16 protein-coding genes and 2 pseudogenes are annotated in these 22,109 nt (G+C 64.7%); 5 read left to right on the top strand and 13 right to left on the bottom strand.

Features of this window, described 5'->3' with window-relative positions:
* Positions 1 to 653: pseudogene (locus tag ACYVD0_RS14660) on the top strand (IS630 family transposase); the annotation flags it as partial.
* Here the strand turns inward: ACYVD0_RS14660 and ACYVD0_RS14655 are convergent.
* Entirely contained in the window at positions 620 to 835 is a 216-nt protein-coding gene (locus tag ACYVD0_RS14655) for a hypothetical protein (RefSeq protein WP_460427493.1), read from the bottom strand. The pseudogene ACYVD0_RS14660 and the gene ACYVD0_RS14655 overlap by 34 nt on opposite strands.
* Before the next feature lie 95 nt (positions 836 to 930).
* Here ACYVD0_RS14655 and ACYVD0_RS14650 point away from each other — a divergent pair, with 95 nt between their 5' ends.
* Together ACYVD0_RS14650 and ACYVD0_RS14645 are read left to right on the top strand one after the other, a co-directional pair.
* A complete protein-coding gene (locus tag ACYVD0_RS14650) occupies positions 931 to 1,185 on the top strand; it encodes a type II toxin-antitoxin system HicA family toxin (protein WP_460427487.1) in 255 nt (84 codons plus the stop codon).
* Positions 1,182 to 1,514 carry a type II toxin-antitoxin system HicB family antitoxin gene (locus tag ACYVD0_RS14645; protein WP_460427486.1) on the top strand — a complete coding sequence of 111 codons (333 nt, stop codon included), beginning with the start codon at positions 1,182 to 1,184 and terminating at the stop codon, positions 1,512 to 1,514. The genes ACYVD0_RS14650 and ACYVD0_RS14645 overlap by 4 nt, the downstream gene beginning before the upstream one ends.
* A 25-nt stretch (positions 1,515 to 1,539) precedes the next feature.
* On the opposite strand, the pseudogene ACYVD0_RS14640 reads toward ACYVD0_RS14645, so the two are convergent.
* The 5 genes and pseudogenes from ACYVD0_RS14640 to ACYVD0_RS14620 all read right to left on the bottom strand — a co-directional run bounded on the left by ACYVD0_RS14640 (position 1,540) and on the right by ACYVD0_RS14620 (position 9,248).
* A pseudogene (locus tag ACYVD0_RS14640) lies at positions 1,540 to 3,947 on the bottom strand (TOTE conflict system archaeo-eukaryotic primase domain-containing protein).
* Between the two features lie 69 nt (positions 3,948 to 4,016).
* Positions 4,017 to 4,352, bottom strand: coding sequence for a hypothetical protein (locus tag ACYVD0_RS14635; RefSeq protein WP_460427485.1), 336 nt, complete (start codon positions 4,350 to 4,352; stop codon positions 4,017 to 4,019).
* Between the two features lie 67 nt (positions 4,353 to 4,419).
* A complete protein-coding gene (locus tag ACYVD0_RS14630) occupies positions 4,420 to 7,491 on the bottom strand; it encodes an efflux RND transporter permease subunit (protein WP_460427484.1) in 3,072 nt (1,023 codons plus the stop codon).
* Positions 7,492 to 7,504: 13 nt separating this feature from the next.
* Positions 7,505 to 8,500, bottom strand: coding sequence for an efflux RND transporter periplasmic adaptor subunit (locus ACYVD0_RS14625; RefSeq protein WP_460427483.1), 996 nt, complete (start codon positions 8,498 to 8,500; stop codon positions 7,505 to 7,507).
* A 130-nt stretch (positions 8,501 to 8,630) separates the two neighbouring features.
* Positions 8,631 to 9,248 (bottom strand): CerR family C-terminal domain-containing protein, encoded by a 618-nt coding sequence (locus ACYVD0_RS14620; RefSeq protein WP_460427482.1) that lies wholly within the window; start codon positions 9,246 to 9,248, stop codon positions 8,631 to 8,633.
* A gap of 651 nt (positions 9,249 to 9,899) precedes the next feature.
* Here ACYVD0_RS14620 and ACYVD0_RS14615 point away from each other — a divergent pair.
* Positions 9,900 to 10,388 carry a nucleoside 2-deoxyribosyltransferase gene (locus tag ACYVD0_RS14615; protein ID WP_460427481.1) on the top strand — a complete coding sequence of 163 codons (489 nt, stop codon included), beginning with the start codon at positions 9,900 to 9,902 and terminating at the stop codon, positions 10,386 to 10,388.
* A 68-nt stretch (positions 10,389 to 10,456) separates the two neighbouring features.
* On the opposite strand, the gene phaP is transcribed toward ACYVD0_RS14615, so the two are convergent.
* A complete protein-coding gene (phaP, locus tag ACYVD0_RS14610; protein ID WP_460427480.1) occupies positions 10,457 to 10,996 on the bottom strand; it encodes a TIGR01841 family phasin in 540 nt (179 codons plus the stop codon).
* 261 nt (positions 10,997 to 11,257) lie between these two features.
* Between phaP and ACYVD0_RS14605 the strand changes: the two genes are divergently transcribed.
* Positions 11,258 to 14,026 (top strand): DUF3141 domain-containing protein, encoded by a 2,769-nt coding sequence (locus tag ACYVD0_RS14605; RefSeq protein ID WP_460427479.1) that lies wholly within the window; start codon positions 11,258 to 11,260, stop codon positions 14,024 to 14,026.
* 131 nt (positions 14,027 to 14,157) lie between these two features.
* Here the strand turns inward: ACYVD0_RS14605 and moaA are convergent, their stop codons facing one another.
* The 6 genes from moaA to fdhD all read right to left on the bottom strand — a co-directional run bounded on the left by moaA (position 14,158) and on the right by fdhD (position 21,724).
* The gene (gene moaA / locus ACYVD0_RS14600; protein WP_460427478.1) at positions 14,158 to 15,150 is read right to left on the bottom strand and encodes a GTP 3',8-cyclase MoaA; all 993 of its coding nucleotides are present in this window, start codon (positions 15,148 to 15,150) and stop codon (positions 14,158 to 14,160) included.
* A 121-nt stretch (positions 15,151 to 15,271) separates the two neighbouring features.
* Positions 15,272 to 16,183, bottom strand: coding sequence for a formate dehydrogenase accessory protein FdhE (gene fdhE / locus ACYVD0_RS14595; protein ID WP_460427477.1), 912 nt, complete (start codon positions 16,181 to 16,183; stop codon positions 15,272 to 15,274).
* A complete protein-coding gene (locus tag ACYVD0_RS14590; protein WP_460427476.1) occupies positions 16,180 to 16,827 on the bottom strand; it encodes a cytochrome b family protein in 648 nt (215 codons plus the stop codon). The genes fdhE and ACYVD0_RS14590 overlap by 4 nt, the downstream gene beginning before the upstream one ends.
* Positions 16,824 to 17,711 (bottom strand): formate dehydrogenase subunit beta, encoded by an 888-nt coding sequence (gene fdxH / locus ACYVD0_RS14585; RefSeq protein ID WP_460427492.1) that lies wholly within the window; start codon positions 17,709 to 17,711, stop codon positions 16,824 to 16,826. Before fdxH ends, ACYVD0_RS14590 begins: the two co-directional genes overlap by 4 nt.
* 19 nt (positions 17,712 to 17,730) lie before the next feature.
* Complete coding sequence (gene fdnG, locus ACYVD0_RS14580; protein ID WP_460427475.1) at positions 17,731 to 20,787, bottom strand: molybdopterin-binding domain-containing protein; 3,057 nt, start codon at positions 20,785 to 20,787, stop codon at positions 17,731 to 17,733.
* Between the two features lie 109 nt (positions 20,788 to 20,896).
* Positions 20,897 to 21,724 (bottom strand): formate dehydrogenase accessory sulfurtransferase FdhD, encoded by an 828-nt coding sequence (gene fdhD, locus ACYVD0_RS14575; RefSeq protein WP_460427474.1) that lies wholly within the window; start codon positions 21,722 to 21,724, stop codon positions 20,897 to 20,899.
* Positions 21,725 to 22,109 lie beyond the last annotated feature (385 nt).

Raw genomic sequence — 22,109 nt, 5'->3', positions numbered from 1 at the left:
GCACGACCACGGTCAAGCGGGCTTTAAAAAAATCTGGGCTATAGCTTCAAACGTGCCCGGCGGTCGCTGAAAGGACGGCGTGACGAGAGCGACTTCCGCGCCACACAAGGCCTGCTGGCAGAGCTTCGGCAGTGGGAGGAGTGCGAAGACACCGAGCTGTACTGTTTCGACGAGTCCGGGTTTTCGCAAAGATCCGCCTTGCCTTACGCCTGGAGCCCCGCGGGCCAACCGCTGGAACTGCCGGCCTTCTCGCGTAGCCGACGCCTGAACGTGCTGGGCTTGCTGAGTCGCCAGGGCAAGCTGATCCATCACACGACGACCGATACCGCGACGACGGAGGTGGTCATCGAAGCCTTCGACCGCCTGATCGAGCAGAAGTCGCCCGACGCCTTTGCGATCGTCGTGCTCGACAATGCCCGCACCCATCGCTCCGCCTTGTTTCAGCGCAAGCGGCTGGAAGGGCGGGCACAACGAGTCCACGTGATTTTCCTGCCTCCGTACTCGCCTGAACTCAACCTGATCGAGATGCTCTGGCGGAAGATCAAGTGCGAATGGCTTCCCTGAGCGCCTACCGGAGCTTTCAATCGCTCTGCAGCCATGTGCACCGGGTGCTGTCGGGTTATGGCGAACAGTATCGGATTAATTTTGTGTAGATACTTAGAATGGCTTTGACCTCGTCGAGTAGTGACCCAGCCACCGCGGTGGATTGATAGAGGCTTGCAGAGACGGTGTAGCTGCGGGTGCTGGGGGGCGCCTCGGGCTTCGCCATCTCTGTCTCGGCCAAGGCTTCCTGGGTGTACAGCATGGCCGTGACGCGCATGCGGTCGATGAGCATTTGCCTTGGATGCTTAGCAGCCCATTTGGCAACAAGCCAGGTGCCCCCCTTGATAGAGCATTGCTCAAACGAGCATGGTATTACATACTGATATCATGAACAGTAAGCAGCTTAGCACCCTGAAAGCGATTTTTACCAAACCTGTGCCGAGCACGCTTGAGTGGGCTCGGATCGAGTCCCTGTTCGTGGCTGCAGGCGCAAAAGTCATCGAAGGAAATGGCTCGCGAGTGCGCTTTGAGCTAAATGGCGTGGTGGCTACCTTTCATCGTCCCCACCCTGACAAGGAGGCCAAGGCCTATCAGCTACGCGATGCCCGTGCCTTCCTTGAGCAAGCAGGAGTTAAACCATGAATGTGATGAATTATAAAGGCTATGCCGCCCGACTTGAGTTCAGCGAAGAAGATGGACTTTTTGTGGGGCATATTGCGGGCATTCGAGACGTGGTGGGCTTTCATGGCACCTCAGTGGGCGAGCTGCGCGCAGCGTTTAGTGAGGCGGTGGATGATTACTTGGAAACCTGTGCCAAGCTTGGGCGGGCTCCCCAGAAGCCTTACTCAGGAAAGCTCAGCCTGCGTCTGGAGCCAGAGCTTCATGCCACTATTGCTGTGAAGGCTGAATTGGCCCACAAGAGCATCAATCAATGGATTTCGGAGGTAATCAGCCGCGAAGCCGGTGCTTGATGAGCGTTCCTGACCAACCTGGGCTCTAACGCTTCTCTTGCGAGGACTCAAAAAGGTCTGCAGGACTGATGGCTTCTCGAATCCGATAACCCATCGCCCGATATCCGCGCTGACGTTTGTCCCACATCCGCCGCAGAGCAGGGTGTCCTGCATCGATGAAATCAATGATGCGTACGTCGGCTTTGCTCGTATGTTCGCGATGCAAGCGACCTGCATACTGCTGGAGTGTGCCCCTCCAGGATATCGGCATCGCCAGAACCAGGGAATCCAGCGGGGGATGGTCAAAACCTTCACCCACCAACTTGCCGGTGGCCAACAGCACCCTGGGGGCTTCGGGCGGCAACGCCTCCAGCTCGTTCATTAGCGCGGAGCGTTGCTTCTTCGACATCCGGCCATGAAGAACGAACAGGTTCTGCACGCGTCCGGCCATGCCTGCCTCGATAGCGTTCAAATGATCGGTGCGTTCGGTCAGCACCAGCACCTTGCGTCCCTGGTCGAAGACCTTTTCCACTTCGGCGGTGATCCGGGCGGTACGCTCGTTATCGGCGGCAAGATGCCGAAACACCTCCTGAATACCAGCACTCTCTGCAAGGTCAATTTTGTTTGGCAATAAACAAGTAATAACCTCCAGATCATGTGGCATGCCTTCCGGCCTGCTCGCCACATGCCGAATCGGCCCGCATTGCATGAAGATGATAGGGTACTGTCCGTCACGGCGCTCCGGGATCGCTGTCAAACCGAGCACATATTGCGCCTGCGCACTTTTCAGTATCGCTTCAAACGTAAACGCCGACAGATGATGGCATTCGTCCACGATAATGTGCCCGTATCGCTTCACCTGTTGGCTGATCTCGCTCTGTCGTGACAGCGACTGCATCACGGCGATATCGATGAGGCCGGTCGGTTTGGCCTTTCCACCTCCGATAGTGCCAACGACGTCTTTATCTACATCTACACGGAGGAAAGCCTGCATACGCTCCAGCCATTGCCGGAGCAGTTCGGTACGATGCACCAGCACCAGGGTATTCACGCCGCGCCGTGCAATCAGCGCGGCGGCAGTCACGGTTTTGCCAAATGCGGTGGGTGCACACAGGACGCCGGTGTCATGCTCGAGCATCTCTGCCACGGCAGCTTGCTGATCCTGGCGCAAGGTACCGGTAAAGCTGATCTTCAGAGGCTCGCCAGCGAATCGCTCATCATGGACGATGGGGTCAATACCGTTGTCGCTCAGCAGTGTCATGGCTGCATCCAGGCAGCCGCGAGGCAGAGCGATGTGCTGGGGAAAGTTTTCTGCGCAGCCGATGATCCGGGGTTTGTTCCAGACCGGCAGGCGCATCGCCTGCGCCTTGTAGAAGTCCGGGTTCTGAAAAGCGGCCAGCCGGATCAACCGGTTGGCCAGTGGTTGCGGCAGTTCGGCCTTATCGAAATAGATTAGATTGGCCAGTGTGAGGGGCAGAGCTTTCGGCAGCGGGCCGGATAGTTTCCGCACGTTCGACTCTGGAGTTTTCCAAGGCTCTTGATGGTCTTCTTCGGCAACGAAGGTGACATCCAGCGGGTGACTGCGACCGGTAGCACGCACGATAACCGCCTGGATATCCTGTATCGGCATGGGCTGCAGGGAGGCCAGAAACGCCCACTGGTCGGAGTAAGGCTGCAGCGCCTCATCCACAAAAATGCTGCAATCATGCTCGCGGGTCCTCTTCTGTAGCGGCAGTGCGATCAGGTTGCCGAAACCGCCTTTGGGCATCCTGTCTTGGTTCGGGAAGAGCCGGTCATAGGAGCTGAGCCGTAGTTGCCGGGTGCGGGCACAGGTATGGCTGATGATCGCCGTCCCCAGAAGGCGTGCTTCATGCGCCGGGATGTTGGCGGCGAAGAAAATCCAGGCATGAGCGCCGTTGCCTGAGCGCGAGATCTCCAAGGCCACCGGAGCTCCCAGTTCGCGGCACGATTGGACAAAGGCGCGGGCGTCCTCGCGCCATTCCGCTTCGTCGAAATCCACCGCGAGTAAATGGCATGTGTCGTCGGGCAGCAAAGGGTAAACGCCAATGACGATCTCGCCGGCAAGGTGGCGGTACACAATCCGGTCGTCCAGTGGAACCAGCTGACGATGAAGGCAATCGCCGCACTTGATCCGCGGTTTTTCACAGACACCAACTCGCCATTCATTGGCACAGGCAGGCGAATAGCCGGATTTGCCCGCCCTGCTTTCCCAGCGAAGCGGGAATACATCGGTACGCCCCTTGAACAGGACAGGCGGCGGAAAAGGGCGAGCTTCTCTTCAGTGCTGAGCCGGGACGATTGTTTTTCGGAGACTGGGGGCTGTGCCTTGGGAAGTTTTTCAGGCAAGCGCCATTCGATGCCGTTTGCCTCCAGCAAGGCAATCAGCCGGTCATTCTCGGCCTGCAGTTTCGCCAGCAGATCGATATCCGTCATGTGTTCTCCCTTGACCATGGAAGATCCAGCCGGACCACGGGCCTGAATGTTAACTCAGGCCACTTCCGACTAGCTGCGGAACTGAGTGGACTGCGGATTTTGCGGAAATGACGGAAGCCCCCGTGGAGCGGGGCTTTCCGCTTGAGTGGCGATTGCGGGGAGGTGCGGAAACAGCGCGGTTTCCGCAGTATTTCGCCCCGCCTCCGCATGCGGTAGGCCGCGAAGCGTAAGGTTTTCCGCAGCTTCCGCAAAAGTGTTCAGAAAGAAGGTCTTGTCGTCCAGGGTGAGCCGCTGATGATGGTCTTTCAGGACCTTTAGCAGTTCATTCCGCCGCCTGGCCGGACGCTCCTGGGAAGAGCCGAATTTGCCGAGCTGATCGCGGTGAGGAAAAAACCGAAATGACAAGGAAGGGCAACCTCCGTGAGCCGAATGAGTATTTTCAAAAATATTCCAAGACCACCAGCGTGTTGCATCAGAGGGCACGGGGCTCACTGCCCCTCGGACGAAATATCAGCAGGTACAGCGCCGGCACCACACCCAGTGTCAGAAGCGTACCGATGAGCAAGCCAAAGGCGATGACGCAGGCCATGCCGTAGAAAAGCGCGTCGCGGAAGACGATCAGCGGGAGCAGACCGACGACGGTGGTGACGGTGCTAATGACGATGGGACGAAGTCTTCGCATGCAGGCGCCGATCATGGCTTCCAGGAAATCATCGGTCCTGGCACGCTCGATCTCGATGCGATCAATCAGCACGATGGCGTTATTCACTAGAATACCGGCCAGGGCGTAGAGCCCCAGCAGCGGCATGAAGCCAAAGTTGGCGCGCATGACATGAAGCCCCAGGGCGGCACCGATCAGCAGCAGCGGGATGGTGGCCAATATCAGGCTGGCGCGGCGCAGGGAGTTGAACTGGGCGACCAGCAGCAATGCCGCTATCGCCAGGCACAGGGGCAGGTTGGCGATGATGCCCGCGCGGGCCTCGGCGGACTGGCGGACCACGCCATCGTAGCGGATGGAATGGCCTGGCGGCAGCTCGGCGCGGATGGCGTCCAGCACCGGGTCGAGCAAAGGCACCATATCCTCGGCGGTCATCCGAGTGTTGCGCCCTTCAACCGTAAGAGTGCGCGTCATGTTGACGCGCTCGATGCGGCCATAGCCCCAGTCCAGTTCCAAGGCCGCCACCTGTTCCAGCGGCACGGCCTGTCCCTGTTCGCCGCGGAGCATCACGCCCGCCAGGTACCGGGGGTCGCGACGCTCTCTGGCTGGCGCCCGAGCCACGATGGGAATGGATTCGTCGCCCTCGTGGAATATCGAGATTTCACGGCCCGAGACGCGGGCAGCGGCAGCCTCTATCACAGCCTGCGTATTGAGGCCGGCGCGGCGTGCGCGCGCCTGATCGACCGTTACCACCAGATGTGGTACGCGGTTTTCCCAACGTTGCCGGACGTGGATCGCACCGGGAATCTCTTTCATGGCCGAGGCCACTTTCTTGCCCGTCGCTTCAACGGTGTCGGCATCCGGACCACTGACCCGCACATCGAGCTGCGTGGAATCCGACGGCCCCAGGAACATACCGGCAATCCGCGCGGAAAGCTCCGGGAAGCGCGCCGGGATGGCGTTGCGCAGGTCGTTTATCAGAGTTGTGGCATCGTCCCGGTCGCGGGCGTTAATGAGCAGATAGCCGCGATTGGGGGCTGGATCGATGGGCGTCAACGACAGCACAAACCGGGGCCCGCCACTGCCGACGTAGGCGGCGTGATCGACGATGCGCCCGGCAAAGGGCGGCTCTTCCAGCATGTCGCCGAGACCGCGCATGGCATGATCGGTCGCCTCGCGGGAAGCCTCGGCGGGCAAGTCCACGAAAACCTGCACCTGAGGTCTGTCGGAGTCGGGGAAAAACTGCTGGGGTGCCAGCTTCAGGCCCCATACCGCCAGAACGAGCAGGGCACCCATGGCGCCGAGAAAGGCACGCGGCCGGCGCAGAAGCCAGCGCAGCCGCCGCTCGTAATGGCGGTTCATGGTCTCGAACAACCGTTGGCTGAGAGGCTGTTTGAGACCGGCTCCCGCAGGAGGGCAGGCAAAGTGATAGCAGAGCAAAGGCGTCAGCGTCATGGCGATGAGCCAAGACAACAGCAAGCTGATCAGAATCACCAGAGACACCGAACGGGTATATTCGCCAGAAATGTGTTCGGAGAGCATCAACGGCAAGAACACCAGGATGGTAGTCAGGGTCGAGGACAGCAGCGGCAGCGCCAGCTCGCGCCCGGTGTCGACGACAATGCGGTCGCGCGGCTGGCCGGCTTCGAGCCGGCGCTTGAAGTCCTCGGCGATGACAATACCGTTGTCCACCAGCAGCCCCAGAGCGATAACCAGAGTGGCCAGGCTCATCCGCTCCAGCGCCATGCCGCTCAAGCCCATGATAGCAATGGTGGCCAACATCACCGCGGGCACGATGCTGCCGACGATCAACCCGGCGCGTACCCCCAGAAACAGGATCACTACGGCGGCAACGGCGGCCAGCGTCTGCAGCACATTGCTCGTGACGCCGTAAACGGCACGGGAAACCGCCTCCGACTGGTCCGTGAGCACATGCAACCGGTAACCCACCGGCAGTTCGCCGCGCAGGGTATCAATCCGCTCGCGCAGGCGTTCGGCGTACTCGAGGACCCGGTAATTGCCATGCATGGCAATGGCGACGATCACTGCCGGCGCCCCGCGGTAATAGGCCAAGGGCTGGGGCGGGTCCAGCGGTGCCCGGTAGACGTCCGCCAGATCGCGCAGTGGCAGTGGAGCCGACAGCTCCGGCAGGCGGATCAGGGTCTGACCGATCGCCCCGACATCGTCATAGGCCCCGCTCACCAGCACCGGCAACCGCTGATCACCGGTTTCCATCACGCCACCGGGGCGGATCAGGTTCTGCCTTGCCAGGGCTTCGTAGAGGGTATCGGCGTCGAGGCCGAGCTCGGCCAGTCGCGCGTTGCGCGCCTCCACATAGACCCGTTCGGGCTGGGCACCGAAAACGTCGACGCGCAGGGTGCCGGGGGTAGCGTAGAACGCATCCTCCAGGTGCTCGGCCATCTCGGTGAGTTCGGCCCGATTGAAGCCCTCGCCCGTCAGCGCCACCGTCATGACCGCAACGTCGCTGAAGTCGGTATTGAGCCGAGGCGGTCGAGTGCCCTCCGGCAAGGCCGGTGCCGCTTCGTTGAGCCGCCGCCGCAGCTCATCCCACAGCTGGTCAAGATCGAAGTGGCGGTCATACATCTCGACGTGGATGATCGAGGTGCCGTTAAAAGAGCTGGAGCGAATCTCCTCCACCTCCCCCATAGCCCGGATTGCCCTTTCCAGTGGCTTGGTAATCAGCAGCTCCACCTTTTCCGTGGGCAAGCCGGGGTATTGGGTGGTCACCACGGCCTCACGAATGGTGATTTCAGGGTCTTCGCGCGCGGGCAGAGTGAAGTAGCTCAGCGAACCGGACAGGATCAAACCGACAACGAGCAGATAAACCAGGCGCTGGTAACGGAGCGCGATGGCGCTGGGGCTCATGATCGCCTCCCCCTCACGGATTGAAGCGGGCCACACCGCGGTTCAACAGCGTCACCGCCATACCGTCCTCCAGAAAGGCCACCCCCCGGCGGGCGACGATCTCGCCACCGTCCAGCCCTTCGATCACGCGAACCGAGTCCCCGGAGACCCTGCCGAGACGAACCCCGCGCTTCACCACGCAAGCCGTTTCCGGGTCAAACACAAAGACATGGCCGCGACCGGGCGACTCATTGCCGTTCGGGGCGGACAACGCGGAGAGTGGTAACCGAATCGACGATTCCGCCGGCAGTTTCAGATCGAGCTCGGCCGCCATGCCGGGAATAATGCCGGCATTGGACGGCTCCAGAACAAGGCGCAGAGTAAAGGCCCCGCCTTGCCAGGCCTCGGCGGATATTTCACTGAGCCGGGCAGTGTGCTCGCCCGGCAACCCCACCAGACGGGCAGCGTGTTCGCTGCCAAGTTCCAGTGCCCCCTGGCGGGTCTCCGGCACCAGCGCCTCCAGTTCGAGGCCCGTGTCGGATACCAGGCGCAAAGCCGATGTGCCGGACGTTACATAGCTGCCGGGCTCTAGCAGCTTGCCGGCGATACGGCCGGCATAGGGGGCCTTCAGCACCGTATCGCGCAGGCGTCGCTGCACCTGCTGGACAGCGGCCCTGGCGAGCGCCACCGTCGCACGGGCAGACTCGAACGCGGTGCGGGACAGATCGAGGTCGCGCGCCGATCCGGCTCCCGTTTTCACCAGCTTTCGATCACGCCGATACTGGGCCTCGGCGGCGGGCAACTCCGCCTCCGCCCGGGCCAGTTCCGCCTGCGCCTGTTTCAGCTCCAGGGCAAAAGGCTCTGGATCCACCCAGGCCAGGCGCTCCCCCGCCGATACCCGATCACCGAGTTTGACCGCAACCCCTTCCACACGCCCCGAAACTTCGAAAGCCAGGTCGGCGCTGTCGGCGGCACGGACGGTCGCGGGCAAGGACAAGACCTCATGATCCCGCTGCGGTGTGACTTCCATCCAATCGATGGGTTTGGCTGGGCGCGCCTGTTCGGGAGGCTGGGAACAACCCCCAAGCAGCAGGGGAAAAAGCCCACCCACCAGGCAGCACCGAATCAAGCGGCTCGCACCCCGCGCCATGATCTCGCTCCTATCCCGTTGAGCCCAGCATCAGAGCAATATTTTCCGACACCTGGGCCTTGATCTCCGCGATCTCTTTCGGCCCCAGGGTCGTCCACTGCAGGTGGCGCAACGCCGCCGCATGGGCGGAGCGGAACACCAACACCTGCCCCAGGAACATGAAGGCCAACAGCCGCGCCCGATGCGAATCCGGCGGCAGGCTGCCGGCGCAGGCGACAAGCCGTGTGCACAAGTCGGCCACACGCCCCATGAAGCCGCCGTACAGTCGATCGAATGCCTCGCTCGGCTCTTGCTGCTCCTTGAGAATCAACTTTGCCCAAGCCGCACTCTCCGGCGAGGCCAACACCTCCAAAAGCCGGCCGAGCAGTTGCTGGAGCAGCGCCAGTGCCTGTGCGGGCTTCGGGCCATCGAAAGCCTCCAGAACCCGAGATGCCGCACTGGCCGCCGGGGCCAACTCGGCACCAAGGCGCTCGACAATATGGTCGAAAACCGCCAGATACAGGTCGTGCTTGCCACCAAAGTGATAGGCGATCAATCCCAGATTGACACCAGCCTCACGAGCAATGGCCCGCGTCCCTGCCGCGTCGAAACCATGCTGGCCAAAAACCGTGATGGCGGCCTGAAGCAAGGCCTGCCGACTGCCGTCCCCACGGACCGGTGATTCGTGTCGTGTACTCATGGACACACATTAGTCAATCGATTGACCAAATACAACCCAAAACGGCCTCCTAATGACGCGGCCCATGCCGCCACGCTCGATGCCCAATGCAGTTTCAACCGACAACCTGTGTGAGTGGCGCGGGCTGTTCGCAGCCGTGGTAGATACAGCCCTACTCCCTCACCTCGGCGACCCTCAGTGCGTTCGAGCATGGTTGCCAATCCGGTCAAGAGTCCTTGTTGTCAATGTCTCTACAATGACGTTTTCACGCCTGATAAAATGAACTCACCGTCCGGAAAGAAGTTGTCAGATCAGAAGCAACCACTTGCCCAACAGCAGCACTCGACAGTTGGACGGCAACTTCGCCCGGCTCCCTGCGAGGCCGGGGAGGTTTTCGATAAAGTTTCGCGCGATAGGTAAAGCTCGATGAGGACCATCAGGGCAAGCGCCACATTCTGGAGTACCTGGTTATGGGCAACGGCTACTCGAACGGCTGACCGGCCGCGCCGGCCCTTCCCCCGCGCGCCCGAACCGGACGGCATCTTGCTCCCAACCCGGGGCTGAGCGAAGCTTCACCCCGGCATCCAGCCAAGGTAGCAACCGGGAACGAGGGGAAAATTCATGCCGAAAGTCTATCTGGCGGGGCCGGACGTGTTCCGCAGCGACGCCGTCGAACGCGGCGCCTATCTCAAGCGGCTGTGCGCCGGGCACGGCCTGGAAGGCCTCTATCCCCTGGACAACGCGCTGCCCGCGGGACTCGCGCAAGCAGAAGCGGCACAGTGGATCCTCACGGCGAACGTCGCCCTGCTGCGCAGCGCCGATGCCGTACTGGCCAATCTCGAGCCCTTCCGCGGACAGGAACCGGACTCCGGTACGGTGTTCGAGGTGGGCATGGCCGTAGCCCTCGGCAAGCCAGTATGGTGCTACTTCGCCCCCGCCGGCGACCTGTGCGCCCAGGTTCCCCATGGAGCGGATAGGCGCGACGTGCAGGGCTGGCTGGTGGAGGACTTCGGCCTGCCGCGCAACCTGATGCTCGCCTGCAGTTGGGCGGGGCACAGCGCGACGGTGGAAGCGGCGATCGCCGATCTGGCCCGGCATCTCGGACTCTGAAGCGACAGGTCCGGCACAAGACAGGCAAGCGGTCTTGGCCGCGATGCCGCCACTCCACAACCGCCGGCTCAGCCCTTCGGCTTATCGGCGTCGGTGGCCACCTGGCCTGCCTCGCGGCTCAGGCGGATCACGTTGTTGGCCAGATTCACGCTCTGTCCGGCGGCCTTCCAGCCGCGGTCGTACAGGCAGTCGGCGCCCTTCGCCGCCACCTCCAGGGCACTCACCAGAGACTCGGCGTCCGCCGGAGCGTTCTTCGCCATCTCCGCGACCATGTCGCGCAGCTGGTGGGCACCGGCATCCATCTGCTGCCAGGCCAGATCGAGGAAGATCCTCTGGGTCGCCAAGGTCAGCTCATGCACCTGCCGACCGTACTCCAGCAGCCGCTCCGCCTGGGCCGCTGTCGACAGTTCGGCGACCGCCTCTGGCCCATGCATCGAGAGCAGCCGGCGCCAGCTGGCGAAGAAACCGTCGCTGACCATGTGCAGCGCCTGGAACTGCAGCTGAACGAGCCGCTCGCTGCCGTCGATCATCCCCTCGCCGAGGCGGCGCGCGGCTTCAAGCCCGGGCGACTGGCCGTTCTGGAATGCATTCGAATCAAAGTTGGACATGTCTGAATCTCCCAAAGGCAACGACCGGGACGGCCAGGCATGCCGGATCGCGGCAAACCGTCTGACCACATTATTACATTACTTCCTGAATGCCTTGCTGCATGGTTTTTGCATTGCAAAAAAATTTGCTCCCTCCTGTCCCCCTCCGCTATAAGAAACGGGCCATTGTCCCCGACCCTCCATGACATACGAATCCACATCCGCTGGCTTCTTCTGGAGGAGCGCACCGCTTGGCCTTACTCCAACACGAAGAGGGTGATCATGAGCCAGGAGACTTTTTTTGCGCAGCAGGAAGACTGCTTCTCCTCTTTCCACAACTACATTCAGCATATCGGCAAGCTGCAGAGGCTGCAGGCGCGCAACCTGCAGGACAGCCTCCGCCGGCGCCAGGAGAACTCGCTGCAGACGCTGACCGAGTGCAGCCCGCAGCTACCCAGCGGCACCGACTGGCTCGATTACCTGACCGACTTCAACCAACGCTCCCTGCTGTTCTGGGACACCCTGCGCCAGCGTGCCGACAACACCCTGCACCACCGCCAGGCCGGCTACCCGGTGCTGCTCAAGTTCGACCACGAGCTGCTGCTCGACGGCCGCGACCTGCCGTCCCCGGTGAACTACTCGCTGCTGCGCATCCTGCCCGGCCCGGGCCAGATGACCGACGCCACCCTGCCGCCGGTGATCGTCATCGACCCGCGCGGCGGCCACGGCGCCGGCATCGGCGGCTTCAAGGAGGAGTCGGAGATTGGCGAAAGCCTGCGCGCTGGACATCCCACCTACTTCATCTCCTTCAGCCACAGCTCGGAGCCCGGCCAGAGGCTGGAGGACATCGCCGTCGCCCAGGCCCGCTTCATCGAACTGGTCAGCGAGCGCCATGCCCATGCCGGCAAGCCGGTGCTGATCGGCAACTGCCAGGCCGGCTGGGCGCTCATGGGGCTGGCAGCGCTGCGCCCGGAGCTGCCGGGGCTGGTGGTCGTCGTCGGCGCCCCGCTGTCCTACTGGGCCGGCGTCAACGGCCGCAACCCGATGCGCTATGCCGGCGGCCTGCTCGGCGGCGCCTGGATAACCCGCCTCGGCAGCGACCTCGGCAACGGCCGCTTCGACGGTACCTGGCTGGTCAGCAACTTCGAGAGCCTCGACCCGGCCCACGCCTGCTGGGGCAAGTACTACGAGCTTTTCTCCAGCATAGACAGCGAAGCGCCGCGCTTCCTCGATTTCGAGCGCTGGTGGGGCAGCCCCAACCTGTTCAACAGCGAGGAAATGGAGACCATCGTCGACGATCTGTTCATCGGCAACCGCCTGACCGGCGGCCGGGGCAGCCTCACCGACCTGAGCCAGGTCGAGGCGCCGGTGGTGGTGTTCTGCTCCTACGGCGACAACATCACCCCGCCGCAGCAGGCCCTGAACTGGATCGCCGACCTCTACCCCTCCGACCTGGCACTGCATTCGGCCGGACGCACCATCATCTACCTCAAGCATGCCAGCGCCGGCCACCTGGGCATCTTCGTCTCCGGCCAGGTGGCGCGCCGCGAGCACCGCCAGCTGATCGGCGCCATCGACGCGATCAAGGCCCTGCCGCCCGGCCTGTTCGAACTGATCATCGACGACGTGCCCCATGCCGACGACGGTCCCCTGGCCTACAAGGTGCACTTCGAATCCCGGCGGATCGCCGACATCGTCGCGGACGACGACGGCTGCGACGATGCGCGGGAGTTCGAGCTGGTCAATCGCGTCTCGGCGATCAACAGCACCCTCTACGACTGGACAGTACGCCCCTGGTTGAGCCGGGCGATCAGCGAGCCGACCGCCGAACAGCTGCGCCAGAGCCATCCCTTCCACCAGCAGCGACTGGCCTGGAGCAGCCTGAACCCGGCGTCCTGGTGGCTATCTGGAGTGGCCGAACTGGTCCGCCATCAGCGCCGACCGGCGCAGGCCGACAATCCGCTGCTGGCCTGGCAGGGGTTCATCTCCGACTGTGTCGAGAACGCCCTGGATACCTATCGCGACATCCGTGATGCCGGCCAGGAGCTGGCCTTCCATATGCTCTACGGCGGGCTCAGCACTCTCACCGGCGGTCAGCGGGCGAAAGCGGCCGAGGTGTTCGCCAGTGAACGGGACCGGGCCCTGCTCGAGCGCCTGCACGAAGCCTTGCCCCTGGGCGGCGCGCGGGAGGCGGCAATCCGCATCCTGCTGCTGCTCGCCAGAGCCAGCGGCCGGCTGGACAAGGCCATGCTGGAAAGCATCGTCAAGGACTACCGCCGCCGGGCCAGCGCGGATCCGCACATCCCGGATGTCGCCAGCCTGCGGGAAACCACCCGCCTGCAGAACCTGCTGGTGTTCGCCTATCCCGAGGAGAGCCTGCAGAGTCTGCCCGAGCTGCTGCCCGAGGCAGCCGAACGCCAGCTGATCCTCGCCGAGGTCATGGAAGTCGAACCCCTCTGGCAGCGCAGCGACGGCCCGCTGGGTGAACTCTGGCGCCAGTTGTTCGAGGTGCTGGGGCTGCCGCTGGCGGATTTCGCCCGACTCCGCGAGGAAGGGGCCGAACCGGCCGGTGCGGTGCCTGCCAAGGCGAACGTCTTAACACCGGTGGTCGTCCCGGAAAGCGCGCCTCCGGCACCCGAGCCGAAGGTAGGCCCCGCGGCCGAAGCCACCGCCGTGCCGGCCAACCGGCAGGAAGAGCTGATCAAGCCAGCCCCGACCGCCGAGCCCCAGGCCGTAGCGGTCGAGCCTGAAGTCGTGGCGGCCGAGCCGGCACCCACCTCCGCACCGGCAGTGGCGGAGCCGCTGGCCGAGCCTGTCACCGCTGCCGAGCCGCCGGGCGCGGTCGAAGAGGAAGTAGCAGCCAAACCGCACGGCCGCGTTCGCACGAAAACGGTGATCAAGCCGCCGGCGACCGTCGAAATGCAACCCGCCGCCGAAGCTGCCCTGACCAGCGCGAAAGCCTCCCCCGCTCCGGCCGAAAGCGCCCCGGCACAGAAGCCCGCCAAACCGCGCCAGCCCCGCCGGCCGCGCAAGCCCAGCAACAACAAGTAGTCCCCGGAGCAGCCCGTATCGGGCCTTTCCCCACAGCCCAACCCTCTTCCCGCCGGGGAGAGGGTGCTGAAAGCCACTGTCACCGAGGCCCGCATTTCCCTGGGATCATGGGCCGGTATTCATGAGAATGGTTACCCCCCACTGGCATTCATGAAGCGCAGCACCCGAACCTCGCCGTCGGCGGAGAAGTCGTGCTGCTGCGGCTTGTGCAGCAAGGCGCGGTCGATGGCCTCCAGCAGCGGCCGCTCCTCGGTCGGGTGGCGGCGCAGCAGGACGCGCAGGTCCAGCGACTGCTCGTGGCCGAGGCAGAGCAGCAGACGGCCCTCGACGGTCAGCCGCAGGCGGTTGCAGCTGGCGCAGAAGTTGTGGCTGTGCGGCGAGATGAAGCCGATGCGGCTGGCCGGATGCTCCTGCAGGCGCACGTAGCGAGCCGGCCCGCCGCTCTGCTCGGCGCAGTCGAGTAGAGCGTAGCGGCTGGCGATCCGCGCGCGTACCTCGTCGCTGGAACAGAAGGTCTCGCCGCGCGAGCGGCCGACTTCGCCCAGCGGCATTTCCTCGATGAAGCTGATGTCCAGCTCGCGCGCCACGGCGTAGCCGACCAGATCGAGCACCTCGTCGGCGTTGCGCCCCTTCATCACCACGGTGTTCAGCTTGATCCCCTCGAAGCCGGCCGCGCGGGCCGCCTCGATGCCGTCGAGCAGCCGCGACAGCTCGCCGGTGCGGGTGATGGCGCGAAAGCGCGCCGGGTCCAGGCTGTCCAGGCTGATGTTGAGCCGCTTCACCCCGGCCTCGGCCAGCGGCCGGGCGAGGCCGACCAGCTGCGAGCCGTTGGTGGTCATGACCAGCTCGCGCAGGCCGGGCAGCGCGGCGATCCGCGCGCACAGGTCGATAATGTCGCGGCGCACCAGCGGCTCGCCGCCGGTGAGGCGGATCTTCTTCACCCCGCGGCCGACGAAAAGTTTGGCCAGACGGTACAGCTCCTCCAGGCCGAGGATCTGCTGGCGCGGCAGGAAGCGCATGTCCTCGGCCATGCAGTAGACGCAGCGGAAGTCGCAGCGGTCGGTCACCGACAGCCGCAGGTAGTCGATGGTGCGTCCGAAGCCGTCTTGCAGTGCATTGGCCATGGGGATTCTCGTCAAGTATTCGGTGAATCGTCGTAGGATGGATAACGGCGTAGCCTTATCCACCGCGCAGGACTCCGGTGGAAAACGCTGCGCGGTTTTCCACCCTACGCATCGTCCTCGCTCAGCCCGGGAAGAGGAACGGATTGAGGCCGCTGCGGGAGAAGCCCTGGCGCTCCACCTCGGCGTCCAGGGCCAGGGAGGCCAGGTCGTCGGCGATCACGTCCAGCTGCGGGTCGCGGTCCTCGTGGAGGACCTTGAGATAGCTGTTGCAGTCGCCGCAGCTTTCCGCGCGGATCGCCGCCTGCTCGCTGTCCAGCGACCAGTAGTCGAGCCGACCGCCCTCCTCGCAGTTGCTGCACTTGGTGCGCACCATGTGCCAGCGGCTCTCGCACAACCCGCACTGCAGATAGCGCAGGCCGCTCTGGGCGCCGCCGCGGATAACGCTGGCGACTGGCACGCTGCCGCACACCGGGCAGCACTGGCGCCCCTCGCCGCCCCCGGCATGGCCGCTAGCCGGCAGGTGCGCGGCCAGCTGCGTCCAGTACAGCGCCAGTGCGGCCCAGAGGAAGGGCGCCCGGGCACTGCCGACCGCGGCGTAGTCGCCGGCCAGCAGGGCGCCGGCCAGCGCCTTGAGAGTGGCCTCGTCGCAGCCGCGCAGGCCGTTGAGGGCCTGCGCCACGGCTGGGGTCGCACTGCCCGGCAGGCGCTCGAGCAGGCCCTGCAGCAACTGCTGCCAGTGCTCGTCGAGCGGCAGGCTCGCGTGGTCCAGCGGCGGCCGCGGCCCGCCCAGGTGGGCGGCCAGTGTGGCTGCCAGCGCCTCGGGCAGCGGCAGCGCCTCGGCGACCTGCTGCTGCGCCGCGGCGATGCCGGCGGCGAAGTGCAGGTAGTCGGCCATCGGATGGCCTTCGGCGAGCCGGCGCAGGCGCTCGGCGCGGCGTCCGTAGCGCTGCTCCAGTGCGGGAAGGATCAGCGGCGCGATACTGCCGACGCCGCCGCTCGGCTGTTCGTCGGAAACCAGGCGGATGCTGTTCATTCGCCACCCTCGCCCTTGGCCGGCTTGCTGGAGATCTGCCGGTACCAGCGGTCGTGGTGGCTTTTGGCCCAGCGGCGCGAGACGTAGCCGGTGACCATGCCGGCGATCGAGCCCTTGACCCAGAAGGCCAGGTAGGCGTGACCGAGGATCAGCAGGATCAGCGCGATGCCGGCAGCGGCATGCAGGAACAGGCCGAGGCGGATCAGCGGGATGGGGAAGGCCGGGGCGAAGTAGGGTCGCCAGATCACCAGGCCGCTGAGCAGCAGCAGGGTGATCAGGCTCATGATGCCCCAGAACAGGATCTTCTGGCCGGCGTTGTACTTGCCGATCTGCAAGGGCTTGTCATGCCTGCCGAGCAGCACGTCCTTGAGGTTGGCGAACCACTTGAGGTCCTCGCGCTCCGGCAGGTTGTACTTGACGAAGCGGATGAACAGGTAAACCAGGGCGAGAAACACTGCGACGCCGAGGAAGGGGTGCAGGATGCGCGCCATCTGCGGCGTGCCGAGCACCGCACCCAGGCCGCTGAGGGTCGGGAAGAACCAGGACAGCCCGGAGAGCGCGGCGAGGAAGAAGCAGATCACCATCACCCAGTGGCAGGCGCGCTCGGGAAAGCGGGTGCGCAGGATCATGTCGCGCTTGTTCATGCGGGAGTCTCCTCGTTGTCTTCGGCGTGCTCGTCCACCTGATTCGGGCCGACGCCGACGTAGTGGAACAGCGTGCCGGCCAGGGTGGCGAAGAAGGCCACGGCGGCCGCCGGCTTCATCCAGCCCTTCCAGCCGTGGATCGCGCTGCTGATGCGCGGGTCCCTGGGCAGGTTGTGGTACAGCTCGGGCCGGTCGGCGTGGTGCAGCACGTACATCACGTGGGTGCCGCCGACGCCCTGCGGGTCGTAAAGGCCGGCGTTGGCGTAGCCGCGGCTGTGCAGCTCCTCGACGCGCTGGCCGGCCAGGTGCTGCATGTCGGCCTTGGTGCCGAAGCTGATCGCCCCGGTCGGGCAGGTCTTGGCGCAGGCCGGCTCCTGGCCCACCGCCACGCGGTCGGAGCACAGGGTGCACTTGTAGGCCTTGTTGTCCTCCTGGCTGAGCCGCGGCACGTTGAACGGGCAGCCGGCGACGCAGTAGCCGCAGCCGATGCAGTGCTCGGACTGGAAGTCGACGATGCCGTTGGCGTACTGGACGATGGCGCCCGGGCTCGGGCAGGCCTTCAGGCAGCCTGGGTCCGCGCAGTGCATGCAGCCGTCCTTGCGGATCAGCCATTCCAGCTTGCCGTTCTCCTGCTGCACCTCGTCGAAGCGCATCACCGTCCAGCTCTTGGCGGTGAGATCGACGGGGTTGTCGTAGACGCCGACGTTGTGGCCGACCTCGTCGCGCAGGTCGTTCCACTCCGAGCAGGCCACCTGGCAGGCCTTGCAGCCGATGCAGATACTCACGTCGATCAGCTTGGCCACTTCCGCCTTGTGGTCGCGGACCTGGGTCGGCGGGGTCAGTGCGCTGGTGGCCGAGCGCTTGATGATGTCTTGGGATTGCATGGACATGGAAAGCCCTCCATCAGACCTTTTCAATGTTCACGAGGAAGGCCTTGTACTCCGGCGTCTGCGCGTTGGCGTCGCCAACCGCGGGTGTCAGGGTGTTGGCCAGGAAGCCCTTGCGGGTGGTGCCGGTAAAGCCCCAATGGCAGGGGATGCCAACGGTGTCGACCGGCTTGCCGTCGATCTCCAGAGTGACGATGCGCTTGGTCACCACCGCCTTGGCCTTGATGAAGCCGCGCATCGAGGAGACCTTGACCAGGTCGCCCTGCTCGATGCCCTTCTGCGCCGCCAGCCTCTCGCCGATCTCGACGAACTGCTCGGGCTGGACGATGGCGTTGAGCCGCGAGGCCTTGGTCCAGTGGCGGAACATCTCGGTGATCGAGTAGGTGGTGGCCACGTAGGGAAAGTCTTCGGCCGTGCCCATGCGCCGGCGGTCGTTGTCGAACACCCGCGCGGTCGGGTTGAAGGTCACTTTCGGGTGCAGCGGGTTTTCCGCCAGCGGCGTCTCGGTCGGCTCGTAGTGCTCGGGGAAGGGGCCGTCGCCCACCGCACCGGCGGAGAACAGCCGGCCCAGGCCCTCGGGCAGCATGATGAAGGGGTTGGCCTCGCTGCCCGGCGCGGCGGTGGCGGCGAAGTCCGGAATGTCGACGCCGGTCCAGCGCTGGCCGTTCCAGCCGATGAGCTGGCGATGGGGGGCCCAGGGCTTGCCCTGCGGGTCGGCGGAGGCGCGGTTGTAGAGGATGCGACGGTTCTGCGGCCAGGACCAGGCCCAGCCCGGCGTGCTGCCGAGGCCCGAGGCGTCGCTGGCGTTGTCGCGCCGCGCCATCTGGTTGCCCTCCGGCGTCCAGGAGCCGGCAAGGATCCAGCAGAAGCTGGCGGTCGTGCCGTCGGCGCGCAGCTGAGAGAAGTCGCGCAGCAGCTCGCCCTTCTTCGCCAGCAGGTTGCCCTGGGCGTCGAAGAGATCGGCCAGGGCGTAGCCGTTGGCTTCCCTGGCGACCTCCTCGGGCGCCGGGTCTTCCGGGTCGCTGTAGTTCCAGGCCATGTTGAACAGCGGCGCGGGATTGGCGCCACCTTCCTGCTCGTACAGCTCGCGCAGCCTGAGCAGCAGGTGGCCGAGGATCTTGCCGTCGTGCCAGGCCTCGGCCGGCGGCGCCGCGCCCGCCCAGTGCCACTGCACCCAACGCCCGGAGTTGGCGATCGAGCCGTTCTCCTCGGCAAAGCAGCCCGACGGCAGGCGGAACACCTCGGTCTGGATGTCGGCGGACGTCACGTTGTTGGCTTCGCCGTGGTTCTGCCAGAAGTTCGAGCTCTCGGTCACCAGCGGGTCGATCACCACCAGGTATTTCAGTTTGGAGAGGGCCGCGACCGCCTTGTTCTTGTCCGGGAAGGCGGCGATGGGGTTGAAGCCCTGGGCGATGTAACCGTTGACCTTGCCGTCGTACATCATGTCCAGGTAGCGCAGCACGTCGTACTCGACGTCCCACTTGGGCAGCCAGTCGAAGCCCCAGTCATTCTCGCGGGTCGCCTTATCGCCCCAGAGGCTCTTCATCAGGCTGACGAAGAACTTCTCGCTGTGCTGCCAGTAGTTCACCTGGCCGGGCAGCACCTCCTTGGGCGTGCTCTGCGCCAGGTAGGTGGCGAGATTCGGCTGGCGCTCCGAGGGCAGGTTCAGGTAGCCGGGCAGGCGTATCGAGAGCAGGCCGAGGTCGGTGTAGCCCTGGATGTTGGAGTGCCCGCGCAGGGCGTTGATGCCGCCGCCGGCCATGCCGATGTTGCCGAGCAGCAGCTGGATCATCGCCGCGCCGCGGATGGTCTGCACACCGCTGGTGTGGTGGGTCCAGCCGAGGGCGTAGAGAAAGGTCGCGGTCTTGTCCGGGGCGCTGGTCTCGCCGAGCAGCCGGCAGATCTCCAGGAAGTCCTCCTTCGGCGTGCCGCAGACGCGCGTCACCATTTCCGGGGTGTAGCGGCTGACATGTTGCTTGAGCAGGCTCCACACGCAGCGCAGATGGCTCAGGGTCGGATCACGCCGGGCGTGACCGTTCTCGTCCAGCTGGTAGGCCCAGGAGCTTCTGTCGTACTGCTTCTTCGCCTCGTCGTAGCCGCTGAACAGGCCCTCGTCGAAGGCGAAGCCCTCATTCACCAGCAGGCTGGCATTGGTGTAGGCGCGCACGTACTCGTGCTGGACCCTGTCCTGGGTGATCAGGTAGTTGACCACCCCCATCAGGAAGGTCACGTCGGAGCCGGCGCGGATCGGCGTGTAGAGGTCGGCCACCGCGGCGCTGCGGTTGAAGCGCGGGTCGACCACGATCAGTTTGGCGCCGTTGCGGATCTTCGCCTCGATGGCCCACTTGAAGCCCACCGGGTGCGCCTCGGCAGGGTTGCCGCCCATGATGAAGACGACGTTGGCATTCTTGATGTCCACCCAGTTGTTGGTCATCGCGCCGCGGCCGAAGCTAGCCCCCAGGGCACCCACGGTCGGGCCATGGCAGAGCCGCGCCTGACAGTCCATGCCGAGGATGCCTAGGGCGCGGGTGAAGCGCCAGTCGAGGGCGCCGGTCTCGTTGCTCGCCGCCGAGGAGCAGAGCATGCCGGTGGTCAGCCAGCGGTTCACAGTGACGCCGGCGGCGTTCTTCTCGACGAAGTTGGCGTCGCGGTCGTCCTTCATCAGCCTGGCGATGCGCTCGATGGCCTCCTCCCAACTGATCCGCTGCCACTTGTCCGAACCCGGCGCGCGGTACTCGGGGTACTGCAGGCGCTGCTCGCTGTGGATGAAGTCGACCAGGCCGGCGCCCTTCGGGCACAGCGAGCCACGGCTGACCGGATGGTCGGGATCGCCCTCGATGTGGAAGATGCGCGGCTTGGCATTCTTCGCGCCGTCGCCGAGACTGTACATGAGCACCCCGCAGCCCACCGAGCAGTAGGTGCAGTTGTTGCGGGTCTCCCTGGCACGCAGCAGCTTGTACTGGCGCGGCTGGGTGGCGTTGGCCACGCCGGGGGCGAAGCCGAGGGTGGCGGCGGTGGCACCGGCCACCCCGACGGTACAGAGCTTGAAGAACTGTCTTCTGCCAAGTTCCATGACGATCTCCTGAAAATAGGGGCGAGCGTTTCCCGCGCTTCACGGCGGGAAACGCTCGGGACTTTCGATTGGGAGTGCAGGCTCCGCCGACAGCGGGACGGGGTTGGCCTCAGGGAGCGCGGGGCACCGGGCTGTAGACCCGCGCCGCGCTGTGGTGGGGCAGGTGGATCAGGTTGAGGTGGTGCTGGCGCGCCCAGTCCACGGTCAGTGCGGTGGGCGCCGATAGCCCGACCAGGGTGCCGATGCCGGCGCGCACCGCCTTGTGCAGCAGTTCGACGCCGCAGCGACTGGTGACCACGGCAAAGCCGTGGCCAGACTCCAGCCGTTCGTGCCTGAGGGCGCCGATCAGCTTGTCGAGGGCGTTGTGCCGGCCGATGTCCTCGCGGCACAGGCGGATCTCGCCGTACCCGTCGACGAACAGCGCGGCATGCAGGGCGCCGCTGTGGCGGGCCAGGCGCTGCTCGGCTGCGATGCGCTCGCGCAGCGCCTGCAGGTGCCCGGACGGCGGCAACGGGACCGGCTCGAGCGCCGCGAGCTGCGGCAGCGCCTGCTCCAGCGCGTCCACCCCACACAGCCCGCAACCGCTGCTGCCGGCCAGTTGGCGGCGCTGCTGCTTGAGCTGCCAGAAGGCGCGGCTGGCGACCTGCACCTCGGCCCGCCAGGCCTCGGCGCCTTCGACGAGCTGCAGGTCGTAGATTTCATCGGCACTATCGATGATACCGGCGGTCAGAGTGAAGCCGTAGACGAAGTCTTCCAGCGCCTCCGGCGTGACCATCATCACCGCATGGTTGAGGCCGTTGTAGCTGATCGCCAGCGCACACTCCGCCGCCAGCTGCGCCTCGGAAACCCGCGCCGGATGTGCCAACTCGGCATAGCGGTAGGTGCCCGTGACGGTCGGGGGGGGCTCCTTGGCAGGGGGGCTGGCGTGATGCGGCATGGCGGCGCACTCGGCGATGAATTGACACAGGTCAAGTTTATGCCTGGCCAAATTCCTCGACCAATCGCTATTGCCGATCCCATGATCGACAGCATCTATCGAATCTGCCGCTCCATGCGGCATCCTGCCGCGCAGGCCGCGCCGCTCCGTCGTCTCCCCCCTGGCGAACGACGCTGCGATCCCCAGCCAGCCGCGTTCCCCCTTAGCCTTTGGTCTACCCCCGCCCAGCCCTTTAAATGCACAAATTACATATAAAAATAGAATTGTTATTCACTTAATGAATTATTAACGCGGCAATCAAATTCACGATATAAAGGGACATGAAAAAGATCGATGCCCGAAAGCTCTCTCGAGAAACTCAGGACCAGATGCGACGCCTGGCCAT

This window comes from Azotobacter armeniacus (genome assembly GCF_054779355.1).
The sequence above is the reverse complement of the archived record's forward strand: the minus strand, read 5'-3'. Positions and strand labels throughout refer to the sequence as shown.

Coding starts and splice junctions, on each gene's coding strand:
- ACYVD0_RS14655 (WP_460427493.1), bottom strand. CDS start 835: ATGCTCATCGACCGCATGCGCGTCACGGCCATGCTGTACACCCAGGAA.
- ACYVD0_RS14650 (WP_460427487.1), top strand. CDS start 931: ATGAACAGTAAGCAGCTTAGCACCCTGAAAGCGATTTTTACCAAACCT.
- ACYVD0_RS14645 (WP_460427486.1), top strand. CDS start 1,182: ATGAATGTGATGAATTATAAAGGCTATGCCGCCCGACTTGAGTTCAGC.
- ACYVD0_RS14630 (WP_460427484.1), bottom strand. CDS start 7,491: ATGAGCCCCAGCGCCATCGCGCTCCGTTACCAGCGCCTGGTTTATCTG.
- ACYVD0_RS14625 (WP_460427483.1), bottom strand. CDS start 8,500: ATGGAAGTCACACCGCAGCGGGATCATGAGGTCTTGTCCTTGCCCGCG.
- ACYVD0_RS14615 (WP_460427481.1), top strand. CDS start 9,900: ATGCCGAAAGTCTATCTGGCGGGGCCGGACGTGTTCCGCAGCGACGCC.
- phaP (WP_460427480.1), bottom strand. CDS start 10,996: ATGTCCAACTTTGATTCGAATGCATTCCAGAACGGCCAGTCGCCCGGG.
- ACYVD0_RS14605 (WP_460427479.1), top strand. CDS start 11,258: ATGAGCCAGGAGACTTTTTTTGCGCAGCAGGAAGACTGCTTCTCCTCT.
- moaA (WP_460427478.1), bottom strand. CDS start 15,150: ATGGCCAATGCACTGCAAGACGGCTTCGGACGCACCATCGACTACCTG.
- fdhE (WP_460427477.1), bottom strand. CDS start 16,183: ATGAACAGCATCCGCCTGGTTTCCGACGAACAGCCGAGCGGCGGCGTC.
- ACYVD0_RS14590 (WP_460427476.1), bottom strand. CDS start 16,827: ATGAACAAGCGCGACATGATCCTGCGCACCCGCTTTCCCGAGCGCGCC.
- fdxH (WP_460427492.1), bottom strand. CDS start 17,711: ATGCAATCCCAAGACATCATCAAGCGCTCGGCCACCAGCGCACTGACC.
- fdnG (WP_460427475.1), bottom strand. CDS start 20,787: ATGGAACTTGGCAGAAGACAGTTCTTCAAGCTCTGTACCGTCGGGGTG.
- fdhD (WP_460427474.1), bottom strand. CDS start 21,724: ATGCCGCATCACGCCAGCCCCCCTGCCAAGGAGCCCCCCCCGACCGTC.